Source organism: Burkholderia sp. Bp8986 (assembly GCF_003854225.1).
Taxonomy (GTDB): Bacteria; Pseudomonadota; Gammaproteobacteria; order Burkholderiales; family Burkholderiaceae; genus Burkholderia.
The window spans coordinates 1-24,548 of sequence record NZ_QTQM01000012.1; the positions used below are offsets into that span (position 1 = coordinate 1).

Consider the following 24,548-nt stretch of genomic DNA (forward strand, 5'->3'; position numbering starts at 1 on the left):
CACGTTCGCGATGTCGACGCCCGTGTTGTCCGACTTCACGCGGACCTTCACGTTGTAATCGACCACTCTTTTCACTGGCACCAGGATTTTCATGCACACGCTCCAAAGTTACGAATACGACCAGAGGCCATTCTATAGCGAGGCCTCATGACTGCGCGGCCAAGCGGACCAATCCATCGCGGCTATCGAGGATAGCGCGCCTCTCCGGCGCGCCGGCAATAGCGAACGGTCGTTCTATTTTAAAAGAGAAAAAACCCGGACGCAAAGCCCGGGTTTTCGATCATCGACTCTAATCGTCACCGGGCGCGCCCCGCATCACGTGTTACCAGGCGGCGATCACCGCGCCGCCGAACTTCTGTTCGATGAACTGCTTCACTTCCGCGGAATGATAAGCCGCGACCAGCTTCGCGACCCACGGCTTACCCCGGTCGGCCTCGCGAATCGCGAGAATGTTCGCGTACGGGCCGGTCGGGCCCTCGATCGCGATCGCATCCTGTTTCGGCTTCAACCCCGCTTCCATCGCGTAGTTGGTATTGATCGCGGCCGCGTCGACGTCGCCGAGCGAGCGCGGAATCTGCGCCGCATCGAGCTCGACGATCTTCAGCTTGCGCGGGTTGTCGACGATGTCGAGCGGCGTCGCCTTCAGCCCGGCGTCCGCGCGCAGCTTCAGCAGCCCCTGTTTCTGCAGCAACAGCAGCGCACGGCCGCCGTTGGTCGGATCGTTCGGCACCGCGATGCGCGCGCCCGGCTTCAACTCGGCCAGCGACTTCACCCGCTTCGAATAGATGCCCATCGGGAACGTGACGGTCTCCGCGACCTTGATCAGCTTGTAGCCGCGATCCTTCACCTGCGCCTGCAGATACGGATCGTGCTGGTAGCTGTTCGCGTCGAGATCGCCCGACGCGAGCGCCGCGTTCGGTTGCACGTAATCCGAGAATTCGACGACGCGGATGTCGAGGCCGCCCTTGGCCGCGACCTTCTTCACCACCTCCATGATCTGCGCGTGCGGGCCGCCCGTCACGCCCACCTTGATGGTTTCGGTCTGCGCGTGCGCGCTCGCGAACAGTGCGGCCGCGCCGAATGCGGCCGCGAACTTCAGCATGAAGCGTCGTTGCATCCTATCCCCCAACGAATGAATGTCGTTTTACTTGTGGCTCAGCCGGCGCACGAGCCAGTCGCCGAACGACTGCACGATCTGCACGAACACGATCAGGATCGCGACGACCGTCCACATCACTTCCGGCAGATAGCGCTGGTAGCCGTAGCGGATCCCGAGATCGCCGAGCCCGCCGCCGCCGATCGCACCGGCCATCGCCGAATAGCCGACGAGCGACACGAACGTGATCGTCAGGCCCGCGACGATGCCCGGCAGCGATTCGGGCAGCAGCACCTTGAACACGATCTGCGAGGTCGTCGCACCCATCGACTGGGCGGCCTCGATCAGCCCGCGGTCGACTTCGCGCAGCGCGGTCTCGACCAGCCGCGCGACGAACGGTGCGGCCGCGAGCGTCAGCGGCACGACCGCTGCGGCCGTGCCGATCGACGACCCCGTGACGAGCCGCGTGAACGGTATGACCGCGACCAGCAGGATGATGAACGGCGTCGAGCGCACCGCGTTCACGATGCCGCCGAGCACGCGATTCACGCCGAGGTTCTGCAGCACGCCCTGGCGGTCGGTCAGGTAGAGCAGCACGCCGAGCGGCAGCCCGACGAGCGCGCCGACCGCCCCCGAGATGCCGACCATGATCAGCGTCTCCCAGAACGACTGCACGAACATATCGAACATCTCACTCAACATACGAAAGCTCCTCTACCACCACACCTTGCTCGCGCAGGAACGCGAGCGCCTGCCCGACCTTGCCCGGTTCGCCGCCCGCGAGCACCGCGAGCGACCCGAACGCCTGCCCCTGGATCTCGTCGATCTGGCCATGCAGGATGTTGAAATCGAGTTCGTACCGGCGGATCGTCTCCGACAGGATCGGCTGATCGACACCCGAGCCGGTGAACGCGAGCCGCAGCAGATGCCCGCTGCCCGTCTTCAGCCGCTCGGCCACGCGCGCCTTCAGCGCCGGCGGCAGTTCCTGCGCGATCACGTCGCCGATCAGCGCGCGCGTCACTTCGTGATGCGGCTGCAGGAACACGTCGATCACGCGGCCCTCTTCGACCACGCGGCCCGCGTCGAGCACCGCCACGCGATCGCACACCTGCTTGATGACTTCCATCTGGTGCGTGATCAGCACGATCGTCAGGCCGAGCTCGCGGTTGATGCGCTTCAGCAGGTCGAGGATCGCGCGCGTGGTCTCGGGGTCGAGCGCCGACGTCGCTTCGTCCGACAGCAGCACCTTCGGCTTGCTCGCGAGCGCGCGGGCGATGCCGACGCGCTGCTTCTGGCCGCCGCTGATCTGCGCCGGATAGCGATCCTTCTGCGCGGACAGCCCGACGAGGTCGAGCAGCGGCAGCACCGCCGCCTCGATCTCGGCACGGCTCGCGCCGGCCAGCTCGAGCGGCAGCGCGACGTTGTCGAACACCGTGCGCGACGACAGCAGATTGAAGTGCTGGAAGATCATGCCGATTTCGCGGCGCGCTTCGCGCAGCGCGCCGGACGACAGCAGCGTGAGATCGCGTCCCCCGACGACGACATTGCCTTCGGTCGGCCGCGTGAGCAGGTTGATGGTGCGCACGAGCGTGCTCTTGCCGGCGCCGCTTCGGCCGATGATGCCGAACACCTCTCCCTGCGGGATCGTCAGATTGACGTTGTGCAATGCGTCGACCCAGCCGGTCGGCCCGGGAAAACGCTGCGACAGATTGCGTAATTCGATCATGTAAACAAAACGGCGGCCGGCTGGCGAGGCCCGCCAGTTGGCCGCCGAAGCATCTGGAATAGCCGGCGATTTTACCGCAAACGCCTCATTCCACTTAATAATCGATTTCGATCTTTTCATAACCAGACGAAATTAGAGGGGCGCTGCTGGGCCGCCGCGCGGCTACCGCGACTATGATCCGGAACACCGATGCCAACGAGACAGGGGACCCGCCAGATGACCGCCACCACCACGCAGGCCGCCGCACCCGCCGCCACCTCGGCATCGGGCCCGGTATCGCCGCCCGCCCCGCGGATGGGCCGGCTGCGTACCGCGGACGGGCTCGAACTGGCGTCGTATCGCTGGCCGGCCGGCGACGGCACGCTGCCGCCGCTTGCGACGATCGCGCTCGTCCACGGCCTCGCCGAGCATGCGGGCCGTTACGCGGCGCTCGCGGCCAGATTGAACGCGGCGGGCATCGACGTGCTGGCGATCGATCTTCGCGGGCACGGCCAGTCGCCCGGCAAACGCGCATGGGTCGAGTGTTTCGACGATTACCTGAACGATGCGGATGCGCTGGTTGCCGAAGCCGCCCGCGGCGCCACGCCGCTCTTCCTGATGGGGCACAGCATGGGCGGCGCCGTCGCGGCGCTGTATGCGATCGAACGCGTGCCGGCTCGCGGCCACGCACTGGCAGGCCTCGTGCTGTCGAGCCCGGCGCTCGCGCCGGGACGCGACGTGCCGCGCTGGATGCTCGCGATGAGCCGCTTCATCAGCCGCGTGTGGCCGAGCTTCCCTGCAATCAGGATCGATGCGGCGCTGCTGTCGCGCGATCCGGCCGTCGTCGCCGCCAATCGCGCCGATCCGCTCGTGCACCACGGCGCGGTGCCGGCGCGCACCGGCGCCGAAATCCTCGATGCGATGGCGCGCATCGAGCACGGTCGCGGTGCGCTGCGCGTGCCGGTGCTCGTCTATCACGGCACCGAGGACAAGCTGACCGAACCCGATGGAAGCCGCGCGTTCGGCGCCCGCGTCGGCTCGCCCGATCGCACGCTGACGCTATACGAAGGCGGGTTCCACGAAACGATGAACGATCTCGAGCGCGACCGCGTGATCGATGCGCTGATCGCGTGGATTCACGCGCACGTGCCGGCGCGCTGAGCGCGCGCCGATCCGCTGCCGGTCAGATGCCGGCCAGCACGCGCAGGTGCGCGACCACGCTGCGCCCGAGTGCCGACAGGTTGTAGCCGCCCTCGAGACAGCTCACGATGCGACCCTGCGCATGCCGGCGCGCGACGTCGACGACCTGGGCGGTCAGCCATTCGAAATCGGATTCGACGAGACCGAGGTTGCCGATGTCGTCCTCGCGATGCGCGTCGAAACCGGCCGACACGAACAGCATTTGCGGCTTGAACGCGTCGAGACGCGGCAGCCAGAACATGTCGACCGCTTCGCGGATCGCCATCCCGTTGCTGCGCGCAGGCATCGGCAGATTGACCATGTTCGGCGCCTGGTGATCGGCGCCCGAGAACGGGTACAGCGGATGCTGGAAGAAGCTGCACATCAGCACGCGCTCGTCGTTCGCGAACGCGGCTTCGGTGCCGTTGCCGTGGTGCACGTCAAAATCGATGATCGCGACCCGCTCGAGGCCGTGCACGTCGAGCGCGTGCCGCGCGGCGATCGCGACGTTGTTGAAGAAGCAGAAGCCCATCGCGCGCGCGGGTTCCGCGTGATGGCCGGGCGGCCGAACGCTGCAGAACGCATTCGCGTAGCGGCCTTCGATCACCGCGTCGGTCGCCGCGATCGCGGCGCCGGCCGCACGCAGCGCGGCGCGCCACGTGTCGCGGTTCATCAGCGTGTCGGGATCGATCTCGACGTAGCCGTCGACGGGCATCATGCTGCGGATGTAGTCGATATGGGCCTGCGTATGCACGCGGCCCAGCGCCACCTCGCTCGCGAACGGCGCGGTTTCGTGCACGATCAGGTCGTCGATGCGGCTCGCGATCAGCTGATCCTGGATCGCCGACAGTCGGGCCGGGCATTCCGGATGCCATTCCCCCATCTCGTGCAGCATGCAGTCGGGGTGCGTATAGAAGGCGGTTGCCATAAGCTGTCATCCGCGACGCGGGTTGCGCCGCTGGTCTCCATCAATGATGTCCATCGTCTGCCGCGAATTCGCCGCTAACTTACCACAACGGTGCGCTGCTACGCCCCGGCACGCAAGGTGCGTCGGGTATACTGCGCCGAACCCCATCGCCCTGTCCGCCCGCTTCGACATGAATTCCAGCAAGCCTGCCGCCCTTCTCTCCGCACTGTTCCGCGTTCGCGTTCCGCTCGTTGCCGCTGCCGTCGCCGCTACCCTGGCCGCCGCACCCGCCGCCGCGCAAACACAGCCTGCGAAGTCTCCCGGCACGCTCGTCGCGCAGGCGCAACCGCAGCAGCCGACGCCGCCGGGCCAGACCTTCGAAGAGGAGATCGTTCCGCAGCGTTACGCGAGCAACGCGAAGGTCGATGCGTTCATCGACGAGATGGTGAGCCGCAACGGCTTCGATTCCGCGAGCCTGCACGCGCTGTTCTCGCGCGTCAGCTACTCGGCCACGGCCGTGAAACTCGTGAAGCCGGCGCCGACGCCTTCGGTGAAGAACTGGAGCGTCTATCGTTCGCGCTTCATCGAACCGATCCGCATCAACGCGGGCGTGAAATTCTGGAAGGCGAACCGGGCAACGCTGCAGCGCGCGTCCGAGGAATTCGGCGTGCCGCCCGAGGTGATCGTCGGCATCATCGGCGTCGAAACGATCTACGGCCGCTACATGGGCAACTTCCGCGTGCTCGATGCGCTGACGACGCTCACGTTCGACTACCCGGACACGCCGAATCGCGACAGCCGCCAGGCCACGTTCCGCAAGAACCTCGAGGACTTCCTCGTCTGGACCCGCGACAACCAGCTCGACCCGACCACCGTGCTCGGCTCGTACACGGGTGCGATCGGCATCCCGCAGTTCCTGCCGAGCAGCATCCGCGAGTATGCGGTCGACTACGACGGCGGCGGCCACGTCGATCTGCGCAGCAGTCCTGCCGATGCGATCGGCAGCGTCGCAAACTACCTGAAGCAGCACGGCTGGGAAACCGATCGCCCGGTGGTCTGGCGGATCACGCCCGACACGGGCAGCCTCGGCATCGCCCAGGCCGCCGCGGACGGCCAGCCCGAACCGCACTGGGCACTGTCGCAGCTGCTGCGCGCCGGCATGACGCTCAACGAGCCGACGGTCAATATCACCACCGAAGCCGGCACGCCGGTGACCGTGGTCGATCTGCCGTCGCCGGGGCGCGCAACCGAGTACATGCTCGGCCTCAAGAACTTCTACGTGCTGACGCGCTACAACCGCAGCTTCTTCTACGCGCTCACCGTGTACCAGCTCGGCGAAGCCGTGAAGGCGCAGATGGAAGCGAGCGGTGCGCTGCCGCTGCCCGCGGCGGACACGGAAGCACCGGAGCAGTAAGCTCGGCCCGCGCAAAGAAAAAGCGCCGCTCGTGCGGCGCTTTTTTATCGCGTGATCCTGCCGATGCCGTTCCGGCTCAGGCAGGAAACACGCCGGTCGACAGGTAGCGGTCGCCGCGATCGCAGACGATGAACACGATCGTCGCGTTCTCGACCTGGCGCGCGATGCGCATCGCGACTTCGCATGCGCCACCCGACGAGATGCCGGCAAAGATGCCTTCGACGGCCGCGAGCCGGCGCGCCATCGTTTCGGACGCGGCCTGGCTCACGCTCTCGACGCGATCGACGCGACTGCGATCGAAGATCGTCGGCATATAGGCCTCCGGCCACTTGCGAATGCCCGGGATGCGCGACCCTTCTTCCGGCTGCGCGCCAACGATCTCGATCGCCGGATTCTGTTCCTTCAGAAAACGCGACGTGCCCATGATCGTGCCCGTCGTGCCCATCGCCGACACGAAGTGCGTGACGCGCCCCTCGGTGTCGCGCCAGATCTCCGGGCCCGTTCCTTCGTAGTGCGCGAGCGGGTTGTCGGGGTTCCCGAACTGATCGAGGATCACGCCCTTGCCTTCGCGCTGCATCTGCTCCGCGAGGTCGCGCGCCAGTTCCATCCCGCCCTTTACCGGCGTCAGGATGATTTCGGCACCGTAAGCGGCCATGCTCTGGCGACGCTCGACCGACAGGTCCTCCGGCATGATCAGCACCATCTTGTAACCGCGGATCGCCGCGGCCATCGCGAGCGCGATGCCCGTATTGCCGCTCGTCGCCTCGATCAGCGTATCGCCCGGCTTGATGCGGCCGCGCGCCTCGGCCTTGTTGATCATCGACAGCGCAGGGCGATCCTTCACGGAACCGGCCGGATTGTTGCCTTCCAGCTTGGCGAGCAACACGTTGTTGCGTGCGCGAATCTCGTCGTCCGGCAGGCGGACCAGTTGCACGAGCGGCGTGTTGCCGATCGTGTCTTCGATAGTTTTGTAAGCCATGGAGATACCGTGAGTGCGAGGCTGATCAATCGATTGATTGTAAACCAGCGCCGGGGCTCGCGCCGGCAACCCCCATTGCGACGGTGGAATAGGCGTGCCCGCGATTCACGATCGTGCGCGTGCAGCATGCACGCAAAAAACCCGCGGCATGCCGCGGGAAGCCGTCGCAACGACGGCGACTGAAGGAGCCCTTCGCCTCGCGAGCGTTACTTCTGCGCAGTGCGGGCGGGCGCCGCGGCAGGTTTCACTGCCGTGGGCTTGCCCGCGGCGGGTGCCTGCGCACCCGAGCCTGCTGCGCCGATCGTCAACCCCTCCTGCTGAAGGCGCTCGACCGTATGGCCGCCCATGCCTTTCACGCGCGATGCAAGATCGTCTGCATTCCTGAACGGGCCGCGTGCGCCGCGCTCGTCGAGAATCGCCTTTGCCCGCGCGGGACCGATGCCCTTGATACCGACGAGTGCATCCTCGTTCGCGGTGTTGACGTCGACGGCCGCCCAGGCCGACGCGATCGCGCCGAACATCGCTGCGGCGGCAAACCATTTCCTGATCATGTGCTGGATCTCCAATGAAAAACGGTCGGCGGCTGCCGACCGTGAGACCCAGTCTAGCGATGCGACGCGCGGACTTAAACCTGGCCGGACAGCCAACGCACGTAACGGTCGACACCTTCCTGCACCGTCAGGAACGGCGCATCGTAGCCGGCAGCACGCAGCTTCGTCTGGTCGGCCTGCGTGAAGCACTGGTACTTGCCGCGCAGCGCATCCGGGAACGGCACGTATTCGATCAGCCCCTGCTCGACCTGCTGCGCGAGCGTCAGCGGCGGCAGGCCGTCGAGCGCGCGCAGCGTGTTCACGACCGTCGACGCGATGTCGTTGAACGGTTGTGCGCGGCCGGTGCCGAGGTTGAAGATGCCCGACTTCTCCGGATGATCGAAGAAGAACAGGTTCACCTTCGCGACATCCTCGATCGACACGAAGTCGCGCGTCTGCTCGCCCGGCGCATAACCGTTGTACTCGCCGAACAGCTTGACCTTGCCTTCCGCGCGGAACTGGTTGAAGTTGTGGAACGCGACCGACGCCATGCGGCCCTTGTGCGTCTCGCGCGGGCCGTACACGTTGAAGTAGCGGAACCCGGCGATCTGGCTCTTCGCGCTCGGCAGCACGCGCCGGATCACCTGGTCGAACAGGAACTTCGAATAGCCGTAGACGTTCAGCGGCGCCTCGACCTCGCGCTCCTCGACGAAGCGCGTCGAGCCGCCGTAGGTCGCCGCCGACGACGCGTACAGGAACTGCGCGCCCTGCGCGAGGCACGCATCGAGCACCGCGCGGCTGTAGCGGAAGTTGTTGTCCATCATGTAGCGGCCGTCGGTTTCCATCGTGTCCGAACAGGCGCCTTCGTGGAACACCGCGCGTACCTTGCCGAAATCGCCGCGTGCGAAGCGTTCGACGAATTCCGTCTTGTCGAGATAGTCGTCGATCTCGCAATCGACGAGATTGCGGAACTTTTCCGCGCGCGTCAGATTGTCGACCGCGATGATGCGCGACTCGCCACGCTCGTTGAGCGCCTTGACGATGTTCGCGCCGATAAAACCGGCTGCGCCGGTGACGATGATGGTCATGGTCGTCCTGCCTGAAAAATGGGAGCCGTCCGGCCGGCGCGTGCGCCGCCCGATGCGCTCAGTGAAACAGTTCGTCGTAGCCGACGGTCGCCGTGCCGAGCTTGCCGACCACGATACCCGCGGCACGGTTCGCCAGCACGACGGCGTCGACGAGCGGCACGCCTGCGCCGAGCATCGTCGCGACGGTCGCGATCACGGTATCGCCCGCCCCCGACACGTCGTACACCTCGCGCGCGAGCGCCGGCGCGTGCAGTTCGCCCGCGGCGGAAAAGAGCGTCATCCCCTCTTCCGAACGCGTGAGCAGCAACGCATCGAGATCGAGTTCCGCGCGCAGCTTCGCGACGCGCGCGCGAAGGTCGTCTTCCGAATGCCACTGACCGACGACTTCGCGCAACTCCGCGCGGTTCGGCGTGATCAGCGAGGCGCCGCGATAGCGCGCCCAGTCGCCGCCCTTCGGATCGACGAGCACCGGCTTGCCGGCCGCGCGCGCCTTCTCGATCATCGTCGTCACGTGCGTCAGCCCGCCTTTCGCGTAATCCGACATCAGCACGATGTCGTGCTGCGGCAGCAGCGCGTCGAACCGCGCGAGCCCGGCGAGCAGCACCTCGTGCGTCGGCATCGCTTCGAAATCGACGCGCAGCAGCTGCTGCTGGCGCGCAAGCACGCGCAGCTTGATGGTCGTCGGCAGCGCCGCGTCGCGCTCGAGATGGGGCGTGACGCCACTGCTGCCGAGCAGCTCGACGATCCGCTCACCGGGTTCGTCGCAGCCGACCACGCACAGCAGCCCGGCCTGGGCGCCGAGCGTCACGGCGTTGCGCGCGACGTTGGCCGCGCCGCCGAGCCGCTCTTCCTGGCGCTGCACGTGCACGACGGGCACCGGCGCTTCCGGCGAAATACGGTCGACGTTGCCGAACCAGTAGCGGTCGAGCATCACGTCGCCGACCACGAGCACACGCGAACGCGCGAGCTGCGCGCGCGGGACCGGCACCACTTCGCGAAGGGTCGTCATCGTGCGCTCATCCACGGGAGGGGGACTGCGGATCGACGTGCGGACGCCCGATCGCATGGTAGTCGAAGCCGAGTTCGGCCATCGCGTCCGGTTCGTACAGGTTGCGTCCGTCGAAGATCACCGGCGCCTTCAGTTCGGCCTTCAGGCGCGTGAAATCCGGGCTCCGGAATTCCTTCCACTCGGTGACGATCACGAGCGCATCCGCGGCGCTCACGGCCGCGTCCTGGGTATCGACGAAATGCAGACGCGCAAGCGCGTCGGAAGCCTCGCCGAGATCGAGCGCGAACACGCGGCGCGCCTCGTCGATCGCGACGGGATCGTACGCGCGCACGATCGCGCCACGCCCGAGCAGCGCGGCGATCAGCCGACGGCTCGGCGCCTCGCGCATGTCGTCCGTATTCGGCTTGAACGCGAGGCCCCAGACCGCGAATTCGCGACCGGTCAGGTCCGCGCCGAAGCGCTGCTCGATCTTGCCGATCAGCACGTCCTTCTGTGCGGAGTTGGCCGCTTCGACGGCCTCCAGGATGCGCAGCGGCTGGCCGTTCTCGCCGGCGGTGCGGATCAGCGCCTGCACGTCCTTCGGGAAGCACGAGCCGCCGTAGCCGACGCCCGCGTACAGGAAGTGATAGCCGATGCGCGGATCGGAACCGATCCCGCGGCGCACGGCTTCGATGTCGGCACCGACCTTGTCGGCGAGATTCGACATCTCGTTCATGAACGAGATGCGGGTCGCGAGCATCGCATTCGCCGCATATTTCGCGAATTCCGCCGAACGCACGTCCATGTAGATCGTGCGCTCGTGATTGCGGTTGAACGGCGCGTACAGCTTCTTCATCCTCTCGCGCGCCACCGTGCCCGTCTCGTCGTCGTCGACGCCGATGACGATCCGGTCCGGGCGCATGAAGTCCTCGACTGCCGCGCCTTCCTTCAGGAATTCCGGATTCGATACGACCGAGAAACGGTGCGCGACGCTGCCCGCGAGCCCGCGGGCGCCGAGCGCCTCGTCGACCACCGCGCGCACGCGCTGCGCGGTGCCGACCGGCACCGTCGACTTGTCGACGATCACCTTGAAACCGGTCATGTAACGACCGATGTTGCGCGCGGCCTCGAGCACGTATTGCAGGTCGGCCGAACCGTCCTCGTCGGGCGGCGTGCCGACGGCGATGAACTGGATCTCGCCGTGCGCGACGCTCGCCTCGATGTCCGTCGAGAAGCGCAGACGCCCTGCCGCGCGATTGCGCGCGATGATGTCCAGCAGGCCCGGTTCGTGAATCGGCATCCCGCCGTTGTTCAGGATCTCGATCTTGCGCGGATCGACATCCAGACAGAAGACGTCGTGGCCGATCTCGGCGAGGCAGGAGCCTGTGACAAGACCGACATAGCCGGTGCCGATGATGGTGATTTTCATAGATGTTCCGGTACGTCCCGGTAATTGACTAACTTGCCCGCCGGGCCGGACCCGGCGGGAACCGCAGTGCGTCGGCGCCGCGCGCCGGGATCAACCCGGCATCGCAGGTTCGACGCGGCGCGGCGCATAGGTTTCCCAGCCGCTGCATCCGGGGCACTGCCAGTAGAAGAGCCGTGCCCGGAAACCGCAATTCTGGCACGTATAGCGTGGCAGATTTTTGGTGCGCTGCTTGATCAGCGCGCGCATCATTTCAAGTTCCTTACGGCGCGGCTCGTCGGCGGCCGCGATCTGCGCATCGAGCAGGTGCAGCATGCCCGACAGGTTCGGCGACTTCTCCATCTGCGTGCGCGCGAGCGTATGCGCCGCGTCCTGGCCGCGCAACCCGGCGATGTGCTGATACGCAGTATCGAGCAGGTCGTTCGACGGATAGCGATCGACGTAGCCCATCAGCAGCTCGGCGCCCTCGACCGGCTTGTCGAGCGCGACATAGGCCTTCATCAGCTTGTCGGCGACGAGCGGCAGATAAGCGGGATTTTGCGCCTCGACGCGCTTCCAGTGCTCGATCGCGGCCGCGTGATCGCCCGCCGCCTGCGCGGCATCACCGGACAGGATCGTCGCGCGGACGTTCTGCGGGTTTGCGGCAAGCGCGAGCTTCAACTGCTCGGCCGCGGCAGTGGCGTTCTTGCGTTGCAGCGCGTCCTGCGCGAGTTCGCAGTGGAACTGCGCGATTTCGGTGCCGAGCGGCTTGTCGCTCATCGATTCGATGCGCTTCGCGGTGTCGATCGACTTGTTCCAGTCCTTCTCGATCTCGTAGATCGTCAGCAGCGCCCGCTGCGCGCCCAGCGCGTAGTCGCCGTCGGCGAGCCGGTGGAAGGCCTCCTCGGCACGATCGAGCAGGCCGGCCTTCAGGAAATCCTGGCCGAGTTCGTACAGCGCATGGTCGCGCTCGTTGACCGGCAGGTCCGTGCGGCTCAGCAGATTCTGGTGCACGCGGATCGCACGGTCCGTTTCGCCGCGACGGCGGAACAGGTTGCCGAGCGCGAAGTGCAGCTCGACCGTCTCGGGGTCGAGTTTCGCGACCTCGATGAACGCGTCGATCGCCTTGTCCGGTTGTTCGTTCAACAGAAAGTTCAGGCCGCGGAAATACGATCGCGGCAGGTTGGCGCTCTCCGACAGGAGGTTCTTCAGGTCATAGCGTGACGCCGCCCAGCCGAGCGCGAACGCCACCGGAATCGCGAGCAACCACCAGAAATCCAGATCCATGCGAAATATCGAAGCAGAGACGAAAACCGCGCGGGAGTCGCGCGGCGTCCGTGTTAAATGACGGGCGGCATCGGCGGCTGGTCGACGATGGCCGGGGTTTCGCGCGCCGCACGCAGATCGCGCTTCAGGCGCCCGTTCTCGAGGCGCAGGCGGAACATCGCCGGCAGTGCCGACAGCAGGCCGGCCAGCAGCCCGACGACGAAGAACGCGAGGCCGATCAGGATCAGCGGCGCTTGCCATGCGTAGCCGGCAACGAAATTCAGCGTCGCGGTTTGCGTATTGGCCAGTGCGAGCACCAGCAGCAGCACGAACACCAATACCCGGATCAGCCAGACGATAAACTTCATGTAGCCCTCTCTTTGTTGAGGTTTGCCGCGGCGCGCGACTCCCCTTCGCGGCGCCGAATCGACCCGTATTGTAAAGGAAGCGTTTCCGCGTCACCGCACATCCTGCGGATGCGCATTGCCGCACGGCGGCCGGAAATGAAAAAAGCGCCCGCAAGGGGCGCTTTTTTCTTCAGCCTTCGCCGGACGGATTCCGGGCAAGCCGAACGACGTTCAACGTTCGTCGTCCGGATCATCAGCTTTCAGCGGCTCGCCGGCGCGGCCGTCGACGCGTTCACGCAATTCCTTGCCGGGCTTGAAGTGAGGCACGAACTTCTCGGGCACCTGCACTTTCTCCCCCGACTTCGGATTGCGTCCGACGCGCGCCGGGCGACGGTTGAGGCCGAAGCTGCCGAAACCCCGAATTTCGATGCGATGCCCTTTCGCCAGGGCGTCGGACATCGCATCGAGCATCGTTTTCACCGCGAAATCCGCATCCTTGAGGACAAGTTGCGGAAATCGCAGTGCCAGCTGCGCGACCAACTCGGATTTGGTCATACTTCAGCAGACCTCGTGAGGCTTACTGGTTCTGGCCGTCGAGCTTCGCCTTCAGCAGCGCGCCGAGGTTGGTCGTACCGGTCGCAGCAGCGCTGGTGTCCGACTGCAGGCCGCGGATCGCTTCCTGTTGTTCAGCCGAATCCTTCGCCTTGATCGACAGGTTGATGCCACGCGACTTGCGATCGATGTTGATCACCATCGCGTTGACCTTGTCGCCTTCCTTCAGCACGTTGCGTGCGTCTTCGACGCGATCCTGCGAGATTTCCGATGCACGCAGGTAGCCTTCGATGTCGCCCGTCAGCGTGATGACAGCGCCCTTCGCATCGACCGACTTCACCACGCCGTCGACGATCGAACCCTTGTCGTTCATTGCAACGTAGTTGCTGAACGGGTCGCCTTCGAGCTGCTTGATGCCGAGCGAAATACGCTCCTTCTCGACGTCGATACCGAGCACGATCGCTTCGACTTCGTCGCCCTTCTTGTACTTGCGAACGGCTTCTTCGCCGGCTTCGCTCCACGACAGGTCCGACAGGTGGACCAGGCCGTCGATGCCGCCCGGCAGACCGATGAACACGCCGAAGTCGGTGATCGACTTGATTGCGCCCGTGATCTTGTCGCCCTTCTTGAAGTTGCGGCTGAAGTCATCCCACGGATTCGGCTTGCACTGCTTCATGCCGAGGCTGATACGACGACGGTCTTCGTCGATCTCGAGGACCATGACTTCGACTTCGTCGCCCAGCTGGACAACCTTCGACGGCGCAACGTTCTTGTTGGTCCAGTCCATTTCCGACACGTGGACGAGGCCTTCGATGCCCGATTCCACTTCGACGAATGCGCCGTAGTCGGTGATGTTCGTGACCTTGCCGAACAGGCGCGTGCCCGACGGGTAACGGCGCGAGATGCCTTCCCACGGATCGTCGCCCAGTTGCTTGATGCCCAGCGAGACGCGGTTCTTCTCTTGGTCGAACTTGAGGATCTTCGCGGTGACTTCCTGGCCAACCGACAGGACTTCGCTCGGGTGACGCACGCGACGCCATGCGATGTCGGTGATGTGCAGCAGGCCGTCGATGCCGCCGAGGTCGACGAACGCGCCGTAGTCGGTGATGTTCTTGACCACGCCGTTGACGATCGCGCCTTCCTTCAGCGTCTCGAGCAGCTTCGCGCGCTCTTCGCCTTGCGTTGCTTCGATCACTGCACGACGCGACAGCACGACGTTGTTACGCTTGCGATCGAGCTTGATCACGCGGAACTCGAGCGTCTTGCCTTCGTACGGGGTCGTGTCCTTGACCGGACGCGTGTCGACCAGCGAACCCGGCAGGAACGCGCGGATGCCGTTGACCATCACGGTCATGCCGCCCTTCACCTTGCCGGTGATCGTGCCGGTGACGAGTTCGTTGTTGTCGAGGGCCTTTTCCAGCGACAGCCACGATGCCAGGCGCTTCGCCTTGTCGCGCGACAGGATCGTGTCGCCGTAGCCGTTTTCGAGTGCGTCGATCGCGACGGACACGAAATCGCCCGACTGCACCTCAACCTCGCCCTGATCGTTCAGGAATTCCTCGATCGGAATGTAAGCCTCGGACTTCAGGCCTGCATTGACGACCACGAAGTTGTGGTCGACGCGCACGACTTCGGCGGAAATCACTTCGCCGGCGCGCATGTCTTGACGGGTCAGCGACTCTTCGAACAGAGCCGCAAAGGATTCGGTATTCGGGGTGGAGGTTTGCAGGTCGGACATAAAAATCTGATTGTGCATGGCTCGCTGTGCCACGCCGGCCGGAATGGCAGGCTGAAAGGGCCAGATCGAGGTCCATACGGGGTTAAGGGTTCGAAACACGCTCCGCGCTGCCCGCGCGAAGCACCTACTGCCGCCCGCCTTCTCAGGCGGGCTGGCCGAGCGCCCGGTACCACTGCAGCACCTGGTCGACCGCTTCATCGACCGAAAGCGCCGACGTATCGAGCAGCTTGGCATCTGCCGCGGGCTTCAGCGGCGCGGCGGCGCGATTGCTGTCGCGCGCATCACGTTCACGAAGATCCCGGAGCAAGTCATCTATATTAGCAGAAAAACCTTTTTGCATCAATTGCTTATGCCGTCTGGCCGCGCGCGCCTCGGCGCTGGCCGTCAGAAACACCTTCAGCACGGCGTCCGGGAAGATCACGGTGCCCATGTCGCGCCCGTCGGCGACAAGGCCCGGCGTCTTGCGGAATGCGCGCTGGCGCGCGACCAGCGCGGTACGCACCGGCCCATGCACGGCAATCGCCGACGCGCGGTTGCCGACCGCTTCGGCGCGGATGTCGTTCGACACGTCGACGCCGTCGAGCTGCGCGCAGCCCTCGCGGAACGTGATGTGAAGATCGTCGATCAGCTTCACGAGCGCGTCGATGTCCTCCGCCGCGATGCCGTAGCGTACGCTCGCGAGCGCGGCGAGACGATACAGCGCGCCGCTGTCGAGCAGGTGGAAGCCGAGATGCGCGGCGACGAGCGCGGCGACGGTCCCCTTGCCGGAAGCGGTCGGACCGTCGATCGTGATGACGGGGGTCGGGTGAAAGGGTCGGGTCGATTTCATCGGTACGGTGGGTCAGGCCTTGGCGAGCGCGGCGAAGCGGTCGAAATAGTCGGGGAACGTCTTGCCGACGCACTTCGGATCGTTGATTCGCACGGGCACGCCGCCCAGACTGACGAGCGAGAAGCACATCGCCATCCGGTGATCGTCGTACGTGTCGATCGCGGCGTTTGGCGTGAGTTGTTGCGGCGGCGTGACGACCAGATAGTCGGGGCCTTCCTCGACGATTGCGCCGACCTTGCGCAACTCGGTCGCCATCGCGGCGATGCGGTCGGTTTCCTTCACGCGCCAGCTCGCGATGTTGCGCAGCGTGCTCGTGCCGCTCGCGAACAGCGCCGCGACCGCGATGGTCATCGCCGCGTCGGGAATCAGGTTGAAGTCCATGTCGATCGGCTCGAGCTTGCCATGGTCGTGGCCGATGCCGCGCACCTCGATCCAGTCGTCGCCCATCGATACGTTCGCGCCCATCTGCATCAGCGCATTCGCAAAGCCGACGTCGCCCTGGATGCTCGCGCGCCCCACGCCCTCGACGCGCAGCGGGCCGCCGCCGAGCGCGCCGGCCGCGAGGAAGTACGAGGCCGACGACGCATCGCCCTCGACCATGATGCGCCCCGGCGAACGGTAGCGGACGCCGGCCGGCACGACGAAGCGCTGCCAGCCGTCGCGCTCGATGGTCACGCCGAAGCGCTCCATCAGCCGGATCGTGATGTCGATGTACGGCTTCGAGATCAGTTCGCCGTCGACTTCGACGACGGTCCTGCCGTCCTTCGCCTTCACGAGCGGCAGCGTCATCAGCAGCGCGGTGAGGAACTGGCTCGACACGTCGCCGCGCACGCGGATCGGCGCGTCGACCGCGATCGCCGCAGGCTTGATCCGCAGCGGCGGAAAACCGTCGTTCTGCTCGTAGTCGATCTGCGCGCCGATCTGCCGCAGGCCGTCGACGAGATCGCCGATCGGCCGCTCGTGCATGCGCGGCACGCCATGCACGCGATAGTCGCCGCCATTGACCGCGAGCGCCGCCGTCAACGGTCGCACCGCGGTGCCCGCGTTGCCGAGGAACAGGTCGGCGGTCTTCGCGGTGAACGCGCCGCGCGTGCCGGTGACGACACAGGTGTCGCCCTCGCGCGCGAGTTTCACGCCGAGCTTGCCGAGCGCATCGAGCATCACGCGCGTGTCGTCGGAATCCAGCAGGTTGGTGATCGTCGTATCGCCTTCGGCAAGCGCCGCAAGCAGCAGCACACGGTTCGAGATGCTCTTCGAGCCGGGCAGGCGCACGGTGCCCGACGCACTGGAATACGGGCCGAGATCGAGATAGTCCATGGGAATCGTCCTGTTTCCTGTTATTTCTTGACCGGTTCGGCAGCGGGCTGAGCGCCGCGTTCCTGCCATGCCTTGCGGGCCGCGCGCGAGCGCGTGAACACGGCTTCGAGCGCCGCGCCGTCGCCGGCGTCGATCGCCGCACGCAGCCGGGCGAGCACGCGCGTGTAGCCGTCGAGCTCGTCGAGCAGCGCCGCGCGATTCGCGACACACACGTCGCGCCACATTTCCGGGCTCGACGCCGCGATCCGCGTGAAGTCGCGGAAGCCGCCCGCCGCATACGAGAATTTCAGTTCGGCATCCGTCTCGCCGAGGATCTGCTCGACGAGCGCGAACGACAGCACGTGCGGCAGATGGCTGATCGACGCGAACACGCGATCGTGCTGCGCCGTGCTCATCGTGCGCACGTCGGCGCCGGTCGCCCGCCACATCGCGTCGATCCGCGCGACCGCGTCGGGTGCGTTCTCCGGCAGCGGGCACAGCACGACGTTGCGGCCGACGTACAGATCCGGCAGCGCGGCCTCGACACCGCTCGACTCGCGCCCGGCGATCGGGTGGCCCGGCACGAATTGCGCGATCCGCGCACCGAGCACCTCGCGCGCCGCCGCGACGACATCGGACTTGGTGCTGCCCGCGTCGGTGACGAGCGTCGCGGCCTCGAGCCACGGGGCGATGCGCGCGAGCAACGGGCCCGTTTGCGCGACGGGCGCGGCCAGCAGCACGAGATCGGCGCCGGCAAGCGCGTCGCGCAGTTGCGCATCGTCGTCGAGCGCCGCCGCGCGATCGATCACGCCGAGCGCGAGCGCGCGCTCGACCGACGCACGGGAACGGCCGACGCCGACGACTTCGCCCGCGCCGCCCGGTGCGCGCTCGCGCAGCGCGCGCGCCAGCGATCCGCCGATCAGGCCGACGCCGAAGATGACCAGTTTGTTGAATGCAAAGCCTGACACGACAAGAGCCAAGTGACGCGCGCGGAACGATGCCCCGCGCGCGGAAGTCCAGATTCCGGGCAACGGGCCCGCACCCGGCACGACCTGCACCGGATACCGCCCGAGCCCGCCTTGGGCAGCGCCGCCCGGCCTGCCCTGCCCGCTTCGCCGCGCCGCCTGCGCGGTGCAGGCGACGGGCCGCTGCGCGTCAGCGCGCGCGCGGATACGAACCGAGTACCTTCAGGAACGCGGCCTTCTGGCCGAGCTCCGCGAGCGCGGCGGCCACGGCTGGCTCGTCCCGGTGCCCTTCGATGTCGATGTAGAAGTAATACTCCCACGTGCCGACGCGCGCCGGGCGCGATTCGAAGCGGGTCATCGACACCCCGTGCCGCGCGAGCGGTTCGAGCAGCTTGAACACCGCGCCCGGCTCGTTCTTCACCGACACGATCAGCGAGGTCTGGTCGTGACCGCTCGGTCCGGCCGGCTGCTTACCGATGATCACGAAGCGCGTGCGGTTGTGCGGATCGTCCTGGATCAGCGAGAACGCGATCTGCAGCCCGTAGTGCGCGGCCGCGCGGTCGCCCGCGATCGCCGCGACGCTCGGGTCGGCCGCCGCGAGACGCGCGGCCTCCGCGTTGCTCGACACTGCTTGCCGCTCGAGCTGCGGTGCGTTCGCGGCGAGCCACTGCTGGCATTGCGCGAGTGCCTGCGCATGCGCGCAGACGCGCTTCACGCCGTCGAGCGTGCCGCTCTGCGTGAGCAGGTTGTGATGGATCGGCAGCGCGAGTTCGCCGCTGATCAGCAACTGCGTCTGCAGCAGCAGGTCGAGCGTGCGCGACACCGCGCCTTCGGTCGAATTCTCGACCGGCGCGATGCCGAATGCGGACGCGCCCGCCTCGACCGAGCGGAACACCTCGTCGATCGACGGACACGGCAGCCCTTCGATCGACTGGCCGAAATACTCGAACATCGCCTGTTCGCTGTACGTGCCGACCGGCCCGAGGAACGCGACGTGGATCGTCTGCTCGAGCGCGCGGCTCGCGGCCATGATCTCGCGCCAGATGGCGCTGATGTGCTCGCTCGCGAGCGGCCCCGCGCTCATGTCCTGCAGGCGCGCGATCACCTGCAGTTCGCGTTCCGGCCGGAACACCGGCGCATTGAAGTGCTTCTTGACCTCGCCCACCTCGAGCGCCACCGCGGCGCGCTGGTTGAGGAGCGCGATCAGCTGCGCGTCGATCGCGTCGATGCGGTCGCGCAGCGGTTTCAGGCGGGAATTCAGTTCGTCGTCCATGCGTAGTTGCCGTGCTGTTTGAACAGCGCCGCGCTCAGGCGCCGCGCCGTTCGAAGTCCTTCATGTACTCGACGAGCGCTTGCACGCCCTCGAGCGGCACCGCGTTGTAGATCGACGCCCGCATGCCGCCGACGGACTTGTGGCCCTTCAGCTGCAGCAACCCGCGCGCCTTTGCGCCGGCAAGGAAGTCTTCATTGCGCGTTTCGTCGGCCAGGAAAAAGGGCACGTTCATCCGCGAACGCGCCGCCGGCTCGACCTTGTTCAGATAGAAGCTGCTCGCATCGATCGTGTCGTAGAGCAGCTTCGCCTTCTCGATATTGCGGGCCTCGATCGCCTCGAGGCCGCCCTGCCGCTTCAGCCACTGGAACACGAGGCCCGCGACGTAGATCGCATAGGTGGGCGGCGTGTTGTACAGCGAGTTGTTCTCGGCGACGGTTTTCCATTCGAATGCGGACGGGCAGATCGACAGCGCGCGATCGAGCAGATCCTCGCGCACGATCACGACCGTCACGCCGGCTATCCCGATGTTCTTCTGCGCGCCGCCGAACAGCACGCCGTACTTCGCGACGTCCATCGGGCGCGACAGGATGTGCGACGAGACATCGGCGACGAGCGGCACGTCGCCGAGGTCGGGAATCTCGAACGTCTCGACGCCGTCGATCGTCTCGTTCGTGCACAGATGCACGTAGGCCGGATCGTCCGACAGCTGCCACTCGGCACGGGCAGGCGCGCGCGTGAAACCGTCGGCCGTCTTGCCGGAGGCGGCCAGATGCGGCGTGCCGTATTTCTTCGCTTCGTTGAACGACTTCTGCGACCACGAGCCCGTCACGACGAAGTCGGCGGTCTTGCGCGAGCCGAGCAGGTTCATCGGCACGGTCGCGTTCGCGCCGATGCCGCCGCCCTGCAGGAACAGGATCCGGTGGCTGGCCGGCACATCGAGCAGTTCGCGCAGGTCGGTCAGCGCCGCCTCGTGGATCGACATGAATTCCTTGCCGCGATGGCTCATCTCCATCACGCTCATGCCGCTGCCGTGCCAGTCGAGCATTTCGTCGGCGGCCTGCCGCAGCACTTCCTCGGGGAGCGCCGCAGGACCGGCGGAGAAATTAAAGACGCGCATCGTGAAAACCTCGGGAGGGACGCGACCGGCTTGCGACCGGCTTGCCGCCGGCAGAAAGAACCGCGCCTGAAAAGAAATGGCCGCTTGCGCTCGCGCGCAAACGGCCATTATCGCACTGTCATCAGGCTCCCGCCAAACCCGGCCGAACGGCCGGGCGGCGTGCCCGGACGGCTTACTTGCCCGGCTTGACTGCCGCGACTTCCTTGTCAGCCTGCGCGCGCGTCGCCTGGATCGCTTGCGGCATGTACTTCTGCATCAGGCCGTTGACCACGTCGCGGCCGACCTGATCCTGAACCTGGATGAACTTGCGGCCCGTCGGGCTCTTGTAGAACGTCGTCAGATCCTTGATCTCCGACGTGCTGTAGTACTTCGCATAGGCGTCGTACTGAGCCGACATCGCGTCGTTCTGGAACTGCTGCGAGCCGAACACCTTGCCCGCGCCGTCAACCAGCTTCGGCACTGCGTTCTTCTGCAGCGTCGGCACGGCAGCCTGCTTCTGCTTGTCGTTCAGCGACTTGTTTTCCGACAGCGCGTCCGACAGGATCGCCGGCACGAGCTGCTTTGCCTGCATCTCGGCGCTGTTGCCGATAGCCGACACGAGCTTCGGCGCGTCGATCGCGTCGAGCAGATCCTTGATCGCTGCCTTCTTGTCGGCGTCGATCGGCGCAGCTGCCGCGGTCGCAGCCGGTGCGGAATTCGACAGCGCTTGCGCCATCGCGAACGTCGGCACCAGTGCAGCCAGCAGAACCAGTTGCTTGAATTGCTTTTGCATCATCACTCCCTTTTGGAAATATGAATGGTTGCTCGCCGACCGCGGCGCTTTTCGCCCGCGGCGGCTCGAGTCTCATCCGTTCTTCAGGCTTCGCCGTCCGACGCCTCGTCGGCCTCGCCATCGCCCTCTTCGGCTTCCGCGATCTGCTGCAGGCCGGAGAGCTTGGTACCCTCATCGAGACTGATGAGTGTAACACCTTGCGTGGCGCGCCCCATTTCGCGAATCTCGGACACACGCGTCCGGATCAACACGCCGGCGGTCGTGATCAGCATGATCTGATCCTCGGCGTCGACGAGCGTCGCGGCGACGACCTTGCCGTTGCGCTCGGACGTCTGGATCGCGATCATCCCCTTCGTGCCGCGGCCGTGACGCGTGTACTCGGTGATCGGCGTGCGCTTGCCGTAGCCGTTTTCGGTCGCGGTGAGCACGGTCTGCTCCTCGCTGCCGGCAACCAGCAGCGCGATGACCTGCTGCCCGTCCTCGAGCTGCATGCCGCGCACGCCGCGCGCTTCCCGGCCCATCGGGCGCACGTCGTTCTCGTCGAAGCGCACGGCCTTGCCGGCGTCAGAGAACAGCATCACGTCGTGCGCGCCGTCGGTGATCGACGCGCCGATCAGGTAATCGCCCTCGTCGAGGCCGACCGCGATGATGCCCTTCTTCATCGGGCGGCTGAATGCCTCGAGCGGCGTCTTCTTCACGGTGCCGAGCGACGTCGCCATGAACACGAACTTGTCGGCCGAGAACTCCTTGACCGGCAGCACGACGTTGATCTTCTCGCCTTCCTGCAGCGGGAACATGTTGACGATCGGACGGCCGCGCGAGTTGCGCGAGCCCTGCGGCACTTCATAGACCTTGACCCAGTACACGCGGCCGCGGTTCGAGAAGCACAGGATGTAGTCGTGCGTGTTCGCGATGAACAGCGTCTCGATCCAGTCGTCTTCCTTCATCTGCGTCGCCTGCTTGCCGCGACCGCCGCGCTTCTGCGCGCGATACTCGGACAGCGGCTGCGACTTCACGTAGCCCGCGTGCGACATCGTGACGACCATGTCCTGCGGCGTGATCAGGTCTTCGGTATTCAGCTCGGTCGCGTTCAGCTCGATCTTCGAGCGGCGCGCGTCGCCGAATTCGGCCTTCACCGACGTCAGCTCTTCGCCGATCATCGTCGTGATCCGCTCCGGGCGCGCGAGGATGTCCAGCAGGTCGGCGATCTGCGCCATCACTTCGCGGTACTCGCCGATGATCTTGTCCTGCTCGAGACCGGTCAGGCGCTGCAGACGCATCTGCAGGATTTCCTGCGCCTGCGTGTCGGACAGACGGTACAGCCCGTCGGTCTGCATCCCGAACGCCGGGTTCAGGCCTTCCGGACGGTACGCGGAGCGGCCGCCCGCGGATGCGTTCTCGGTCTCGGCGCGCGTCAGCATCTCGCGCACGAGCGACGAATCCCACGGCTTCGCCATCAGTTCCTGCTTCGCGATCGGCGGCGTCGGCGCGGCCTTGATGATCGCGATGAACTCGTCGATGTTCGCGAGCGCGACCGCGAGACCTTCGAGCACGTGGCCGCGTTCGCGGGCCTTGCGCAGTTCGTAGATCGTGCGGCGCGTCAGCACTTCGCGTCGATGCGACAGGAAGCACTGCAGGATTTCCTTCAGGTTCAGCAGCTTCGGCTGGCCGTCGACCAGCGCGACCATGTTCATGCCGAACGTGTCCTGCAGCTGCGTCGCCTTGTACAGGTTGTTCAGCACCACCTCGGGCACTTCGCCGCGCTTCAGCTCGATCACGACGCGCATGCCGCTCTTGTCGGACTCGTCGCGGATGTCGGAGATGCCCTCGAGCTTCTTCTCGTTGACGAGCTCGGCAATGCGCTCGAGCAGCGAGCGCTTGTTCACCTGGTACGGCAGCTCGTCGACGATGATCGCCATCCGCTGGCCGCGGTCGATCTCCTCGAAGTGCGTGGCCGCGCGCATCACGACGCGGCCGCGCCCGGTGCGGTAGCCGTCGCGCACGCCGGCGACGCCGTAGATGATGCCGGCCGTCGGGAAGTCCGGCGCCGGGATGATCTCGATCAGCTCGTCGATCGTCGCTTCCGGGTTGCCCAGCAGGTGCTGGCACGCGTCGACGACTTCGTTCAGGTTGTGCGGCGGGATGTTGGTCGCCATGCCGACCGCGATGCCCGACGAACCGTTGATCAGCAGGTTCGGGATGCGCGACGGCAGGACCGACGGCTGCATCTCGTTGCCGTCGTAGTTCGGCTCGAAGTCGACCGTTTCCTTGTCGATGTCGGCGAGCAGCTCGTGACCGATCTTCGCCATGCGAATTTCGGTGTAACGCATCGCCGCGGCGTTGTCGCCGTCGATCGAGCCGAAGTTGCCCTGCCCGTCGATCAGCATGTAGCGCAGCGAGAAGTCCTGCGCCATCCGCACGATCGTGTCGTACACCGCGGTATCGCCGTGAGGGTGATACTTACCGATCACGTCACCGACGATACGCGCCGATTTCTTGTACGCGCGGTTCCAGTCGTTGTTCAGTTCGTGCATCGCGAACAATACGCGCCGGTGCACGGGTTTCAGGCCATCGCGGACATCCGGAAGGGCACGTCCGACGATCACGCTCATCGCGTAATCGAGATACGAACGGCGCATTTCCTCCTCTAGGGAGGTGGGCAGGGTCTCTTTGGCGAATTGATCCATGTATCCGTATCGTTTCGGAGCGAAGACGGCGAACGCCTTTCGCGTGGGCGCTGCATGCGCAACGCAACGCGAGATTCTAACATGCGCCCATCAGCCGCCGATTCGCCACCCCCTCTATATGTAAACAGCAAAAATCGCGACCACGGCAGCGGCACCGCGAACCGGCCGCGATCGCGCCCCTTCAGGCGGCTCGGGGGCCGCGCGGATCCGAGTCGCGCACGCGGGTAAACATTTGCGGCCTTTCGCGCAATTTCGCGGACCCACTCTTGACAATCTCTAAAAGTTACGGCAGGCCGGTGTTGCGCATGCACCACAAAGTTGAAGCGATCTTAGGGTGGGGAGGATTTTTTTTCGTAGGAAGGGAACGATATGGCAAAATGCCAACGCACTGAAAGTTAGACGCTGCTCGAAGTCT

The 24,548-nt window shown here is 65.8% G+C and carries 22 protein-coding genes and 1 pseudogene; 2 read left to right on the top strand and 21 right to left on the bottom strand.

The genetic code is table 11. The features are described from left to right. From DID99_RS13505 to DID99_RS13520, 4 genes and pseudogenes are all read right to left on the bottom strand, one after another. Window positions 1–93, bottom strand: a pseudogene (locus DID99_RS13505) (electron transfer flavoprotein subunit beta/FixA family protein); the annotation flags it as partial. A gap of 229 nt (window positions 94–322) precedes the next feature. Then, window positions 323–1,117 carry a MetQ/NlpA family ABC transporter substrate-binding protein gene (locus DID99_RS13510; protein WP_124487834.1) on the bottom strand — a complete coding sequence of 265 codons (795 nt, stop codon included), beginning with the start codon at window positions 1,115–1,117 and terminating at the stop codon, window positions 323–325. 27 nt (window positions 1,118–1,144) lie between these two features. After that, the gene (locus DID99_RS13515) at window positions 1,145–1,798 is read right to left on the bottom strand and encodes a methionine ABC transporter permease (RefSeq protein ID WP_044844825.1); all 654 of its coding nucleotides are present in this window, start codon (window positions 1,796–1,798) and stop codon (window positions 1,145–1,147) included. Beyond that, window positions 1,788–2,822, bottom strand: coding sequence for a methionine ABC transporter ATP-binding protein (locus DID99_RS13520; RefSeq protein ID WP_044844826.1), 1,035 nt, complete (start codon window positions 2,820–2,822; stop codon window positions 1,788–1,790). Before DID99_RS13520 ends, DID99_RS13515 begins: the two co-directional genes overlap by 11 nt. 216 nt (window positions 2,823–3,038) lie before the next feature. Between DID99_RS13520 and DID99_RS13525 the strand changes: the two genes are divergently transcribed. Beyond that, window positions 3,039–3,962: an alpha/beta hydrolase gene (locus DID99_RS13525; protein ID WP_124487832.1), complete on the top strand. Its 924-nt coding sequence runs from the start codon at window positions 3,039–3,041 to the stop codon at window positions 3,960–3,962. 22 nt (window positions 3,963–3,984) lie between these two features. Here DID99_RS13525 and DID99_RS13530 read toward each other — a convergent pair whose 3' ends face one another. Continuing rightward, window positions 3,985–4,908, bottom strand: a complete 924-nt coding sequence (locus tag DID99_RS13530) for a histone deacetylase family protein (RefSeq protein WP_044844828.1) — start codon at window positions 4,906–4,908, stop codon at window positions 3,985–3,987. A 43-nt stretch (window positions 4,909–4,951) separates the two neighbouring features. Between DID99_RS13530 and mltB the strand changes: the two genes are divergently transcribed. After that, window positions 4,952–6,301, top strand: coding sequence for a lytic murein transglycosylase B (mltB, locus tag DID99_RS13535; protein WP_124666936.1), 1,350 nt, complete (start codon window positions 4,952–4,954; stop codon window positions 6,299–6,301). 76 nt (window positions 6,302–6,377) lie between these two features. Here the strand turns inward: mltB and cysM are convergent, their stop codons facing one another. The 16 genes from cysM to gyrA form a co-directional block, all read right to left on the bottom strand. Beyond that, the gene (gene cysM, locus DID99_RS13540; protein ID WP_124487831.1) at window positions 6,378–7,280 is read right to left on the bottom strand and encodes a cysteine synthase CysM; all 903 of its coding nucleotides are present in this window, start codon (window positions 7,278–7,280) and stop codon (window positions 6,378–6,380) included. Between the two features lie 206 nt (window positions 7,281–7,486). After that, window positions 7,487–7,831 carry a helix-hairpin-helix domain-containing protein gene (locus tag DID99_RS13545; protein WP_124487830.1) on the bottom strand — a complete coding sequence of 115 codons (345 nt, stop codon included), beginning with the start codon at window positions 7,829–7,831 and terminating at the stop codon, window positions 7,487–7,489. Window positions 7,832–7,905: 74 nt separating this feature from the next. Continuing rightward, window positions 7,906–8,898 carry an ADP-glyceromanno-heptose 6-epimerase gene (gene rfaD / locus DID99_RS13550; RefSeq protein WP_044844832.1) on the bottom strand — a complete coding sequence of 331 codons (993 nt, stop codon included), beginning with the start codon at window positions 8,896–8,898 and terminating at the stop codon, window positions 7,906–7,908. A 58-nt stretch (window positions 8,899–8,956) separates the two neighbouring features. Then, window positions 8,957–9,907, bottom strand: a complete 951-nt coding sequence (gene rfaE1 / locus DID99_RS13555) for a D-glycero-beta-D-manno-heptose-7-phosphate kinase (RefSeq protein WP_124487829.1) — start codon at window positions 9,905–9,907, stop codon at window positions 8,957–8,959. Between the two features lie 7 nt (window positions 9,908–9,914). Next, entirely contained in the window at window positions 9,915–11,315 is a 1,401-nt protein-coding gene (locus DID99_RS13560; protein ID WP_124487828.1) for a UDP-glucose/GDP-mannose dehydrogenase family protein, read from the bottom strand. A 90-nt stretch (window positions 11,316–11,405) separates the two neighbouring features. Continuing rightward, a complete protein-coding gene (lapB, locus tag DID99_RS13565; protein ID WP_124571003.1) occupies window positions 11,406–12,578 on the bottom strand; it encodes a lipopolysaccharide assembly protein LapB in 1,173 nt (390 codons plus the stop codon). 53 nt (window positions 12,579–12,631) lie between these two features. Next, window positions 12,632–12,925, bottom strand: coding sequence for a lipopolysaccharide assembly protein LapA domain-containing protein (locus DID99_RS13570; protein WP_044844835.1), 294 nt, complete (start codon window positions 12,923–12,925; stop codon window positions 12,632–12,634). 210 nt (window positions 12,926–13,135) lie between these two features. After that, the gene (locus DID99_RS13575; RefSeq protein WP_034187427.1) at window positions 13,136–13,459 is read right to left on the bottom strand and encodes an integration host factor subunit beta; all 324 of its coding nucleotides are present in this window, start codon (window positions 13,457–13,459) and stop codon (window positions 13,136–13,138) included. Window positions 13,460–13,481: 22 nt separating this feature from the next. Beyond that, entirely contained in the window at window positions 13,482–15,194 is a 1,713-nt protein-coding gene (rpsA, locus tag DID99_RS13580) for a 30S ribosomal protein S1 (RefSeq protein ID WP_044844859.1), read from the bottom strand. Window positions 15,195–15,336: 142 nt separating this feature from the next. Then, window positions 15,337–16,023, bottom strand: a complete 687-nt coding sequence (gene cmk / locus DID99_RS13585) for a (d)CMP kinase (protein WP_044844836.1) — start codon at window positions 16,021–16,023, stop codon at window positions 15,337–15,339. Window positions 16,024–16,035: 12 nt separating this feature from the next. Beyond that, complete coding sequence (aroA, locus tag DID99_RS13590) at window positions 16,036–17,340, bottom strand: 3-phosphoshikimate 1-carboxyvinyltransferase (RefSeq protein WP_124571004.1); 1,305 nt, start codon at window positions 17,338–17,340, stop codon at window positions 16,036–16,038. Between the two features lie 20 nt (window positions 17,341–17,360). Beyond that, window positions 17,361–18,287, bottom strand: coding sequence for a prephenate dehydrogenase/arogenate dehydrogenase family protein (locus tag DID99_RS13595; RefSeq protein ID WP_124487824.1), 927 nt, complete (start codon window positions 18,285–18,287; stop codon window positions 17,361–17,363). Between the two features lie 187 nt (window positions 18,288–18,474). Then, complete coding sequence (pheA, locus tag DID99_RS13600; RefSeq protein ID WP_044844839.1) at window positions 18,475–19,557, bottom strand: prephenate dehydratase; 1,083 nt, start codon at window positions 19,555–19,557, stop codon at window positions 18,475–18,477. Between the two features lie 34 nt (window positions 19,558–19,591). Continuing rightward, a complete protein-coding gene (gene serC, locus DID99_RS13605) occupies window positions 19,592–20,674 on the bottom strand; it encodes a 3-phosphoserine/phosphohydroxythreonine transaminase (protein ID WP_124487823.1) in 1,083 nt (360 codons plus the stop codon). Window positions 20,675–20,846: 172 nt separating this feature from the next. Continuing rightward, window positions 20,847–21,446: a DUF2059 domain-containing protein gene (locus DID99_RS13610; protein WP_044844860.1), complete on the bottom strand. Its 600-nt coding sequence runs from the start codon at window positions 21,444–21,446 to the stop codon at window positions 20,847–20,849. Between the two features lie 83 nt (window positions 21,447–21,529). After that, entirely contained in the window at window positions 21,530–24,133 is a 2,604-nt protein-coding gene (gyrA, locus tag DID99_RS13615; RefSeq protein ID WP_044844841.1) for a DNA gyrase subunit A, read from the bottom strand. Window positions 24,134–24,548: the final 415 nt, after the last annotated feature.

What these genes read in the sequence shown, in the direction of transcription:
- DID99_RS13515 (WP_044844825.1), bottom strand. Translation starts at nt 1,798, where the DNA reads ATGTTGAGTGAGATGTTCGATATGTTCGTGCAGTCGTTCTGGGAGACG.
- rpsA (WP_044844859.1), bottom strand. Translation starts at nt 15,194, where the DNA reads ATGTCCGACCTGCAAACCTCCACCCCGAATACCGAATCCTTTGCGGCT.
- DID99_RS13610 (WP_044844860.1), bottom strand. Translation starts at nt 21,446, where the DNA reads ATGCAAAAGCAATTCAAGCAACTGGTTCTGCTGGCTGCACTGGTGCCG.
- DID99_RS13525 (WP_124487832.1), top strand. Translation starts at nt 3,039, where the DNA reads ATGACCGCCACCACCACGCAGGCCGCCGCACCCGCCGCCACCTCGGCA.
- pheA (WP_044844839.1), bottom strand. Translation starts at nt 19,557, where the DNA reads ATGGACGACGAACTGAATTCCCGCCTGAAACCGCTGCGCGACCGCATC.
- cmk (WP_044844836.1), bottom strand. Translation starts at nt 16,023, where the DNA reads ATGAAATCGACCCGACCCTTTCACCCGACCCCCGTCATCACGATCGAC.
- rfaE1 (WP_124487829.1), bottom strand. Translation starts at nt 9,907, where the DNA reads ATGACGACCCTTCGCGAAGTGGTGCCGGTCCCGCGCGCGCAGCTCGCG.
- mltB (WP_124666936.1), top strand. Translation starts at nt 4,952, where the DNA reads ATGATGTCCATCGTCTGCCGCGAATTCGCCGCTAACTTACCACAACGG.
- DID99_RS13570 (WP_044844835.1), bottom strand. Translation starts at nt 12,925, where the DNA reads ATGAAGTTTATCGTCTGGCTGATCCGGGTATTGGTGTTCGTGCTGCTG.
- DID99_RS13530 (WP_044844828.1), bottom strand. Translation starts at nt 4,908, where the DNA reads ATGGCAACCGCCTTCTATACGCACCCCGACTGCATGCTGCACGAGATG.
- DID99_RS13575 (WP_034187427.1), bottom strand. Translation starts at nt 13,459, where the DNA reads ATGACCAAATCCGAGTTGGTCGCGCAGCTGGCACTGCGATTTCCGCAA.
- aroA (WP_124571004.1), bottom strand. Translation starts at nt 17,340, where the DNA reads ATGGACTATCTCGATCTCGGCCCGTATTCCAGTGCGTCGGGCACCGTG.
- cysM (WP_124487831.1), bottom strand. Translation starts at nt 7,280, where the DNA reads ATGGCTTACAAAACTATCGAAGACACGATCGGCAACACGCCGCTCGTG.
- serC (WP_124487823.1), bottom strand. Translation starts at nt 20,674, where the DNA reads ATGCGCGTCTTTAATTTCTCCGCCGGTCCTGCGGCGCTCCCCGAGGAA.
- gyrA (WP_044844841.1), bottom strand. Translation starts at nt 24,133, where the DNA reads ATGGATCAATTCGCCAAAGAGACCCTGCCCACCTCCCTAGAGGAGGAA.
- DID99_RS13560 (WP_124487828.1), bottom strand. Translation starts at nt 11,315, where the DNA reads ATGAAAATCACCATCATCGGCACCGGCTATGTCGGTCTTGTCACAGGC.
- rfaD (WP_044844832.1), bottom strand. Translation starts at nt 8,898, where the DNA reads ATGACCATCATCGTCACCGGCGCAGCCGGTTTTATCGGCGCGAACATC.
- DID99_RS13510 (WP_124487834.1), bottom strand. Translation starts at nt 1,117, where the DNA reads ATGCAACGACGCTTCATGCTGAAGTTCGCGGCCGCATTCGGCGCGGCC.
- lapB (WP_124571003.1), bottom strand. Translation starts at nt 12,578, where the DNA reads ATGGATCTGGATTTCTGGTGGTTGCTCGCGATTCCGGTGGCGTTCGCG.
- DID99_RS13545 (WP_124487830.1), bottom strand. Translation starts at nt 7,831, where the DNA reads ATGATCAGGAAATGGTTTGCCGCCGCAGCGATGTTCGGCGCGATCGCG.
- DID99_RS13520 (WP_044844826.1), bottom strand. Translation starts at nt 2,822, where the DNA reads ATGATCGAATTACGCAATCTGTCGCAGCGTTTTCCCGGGCCGACCGGC.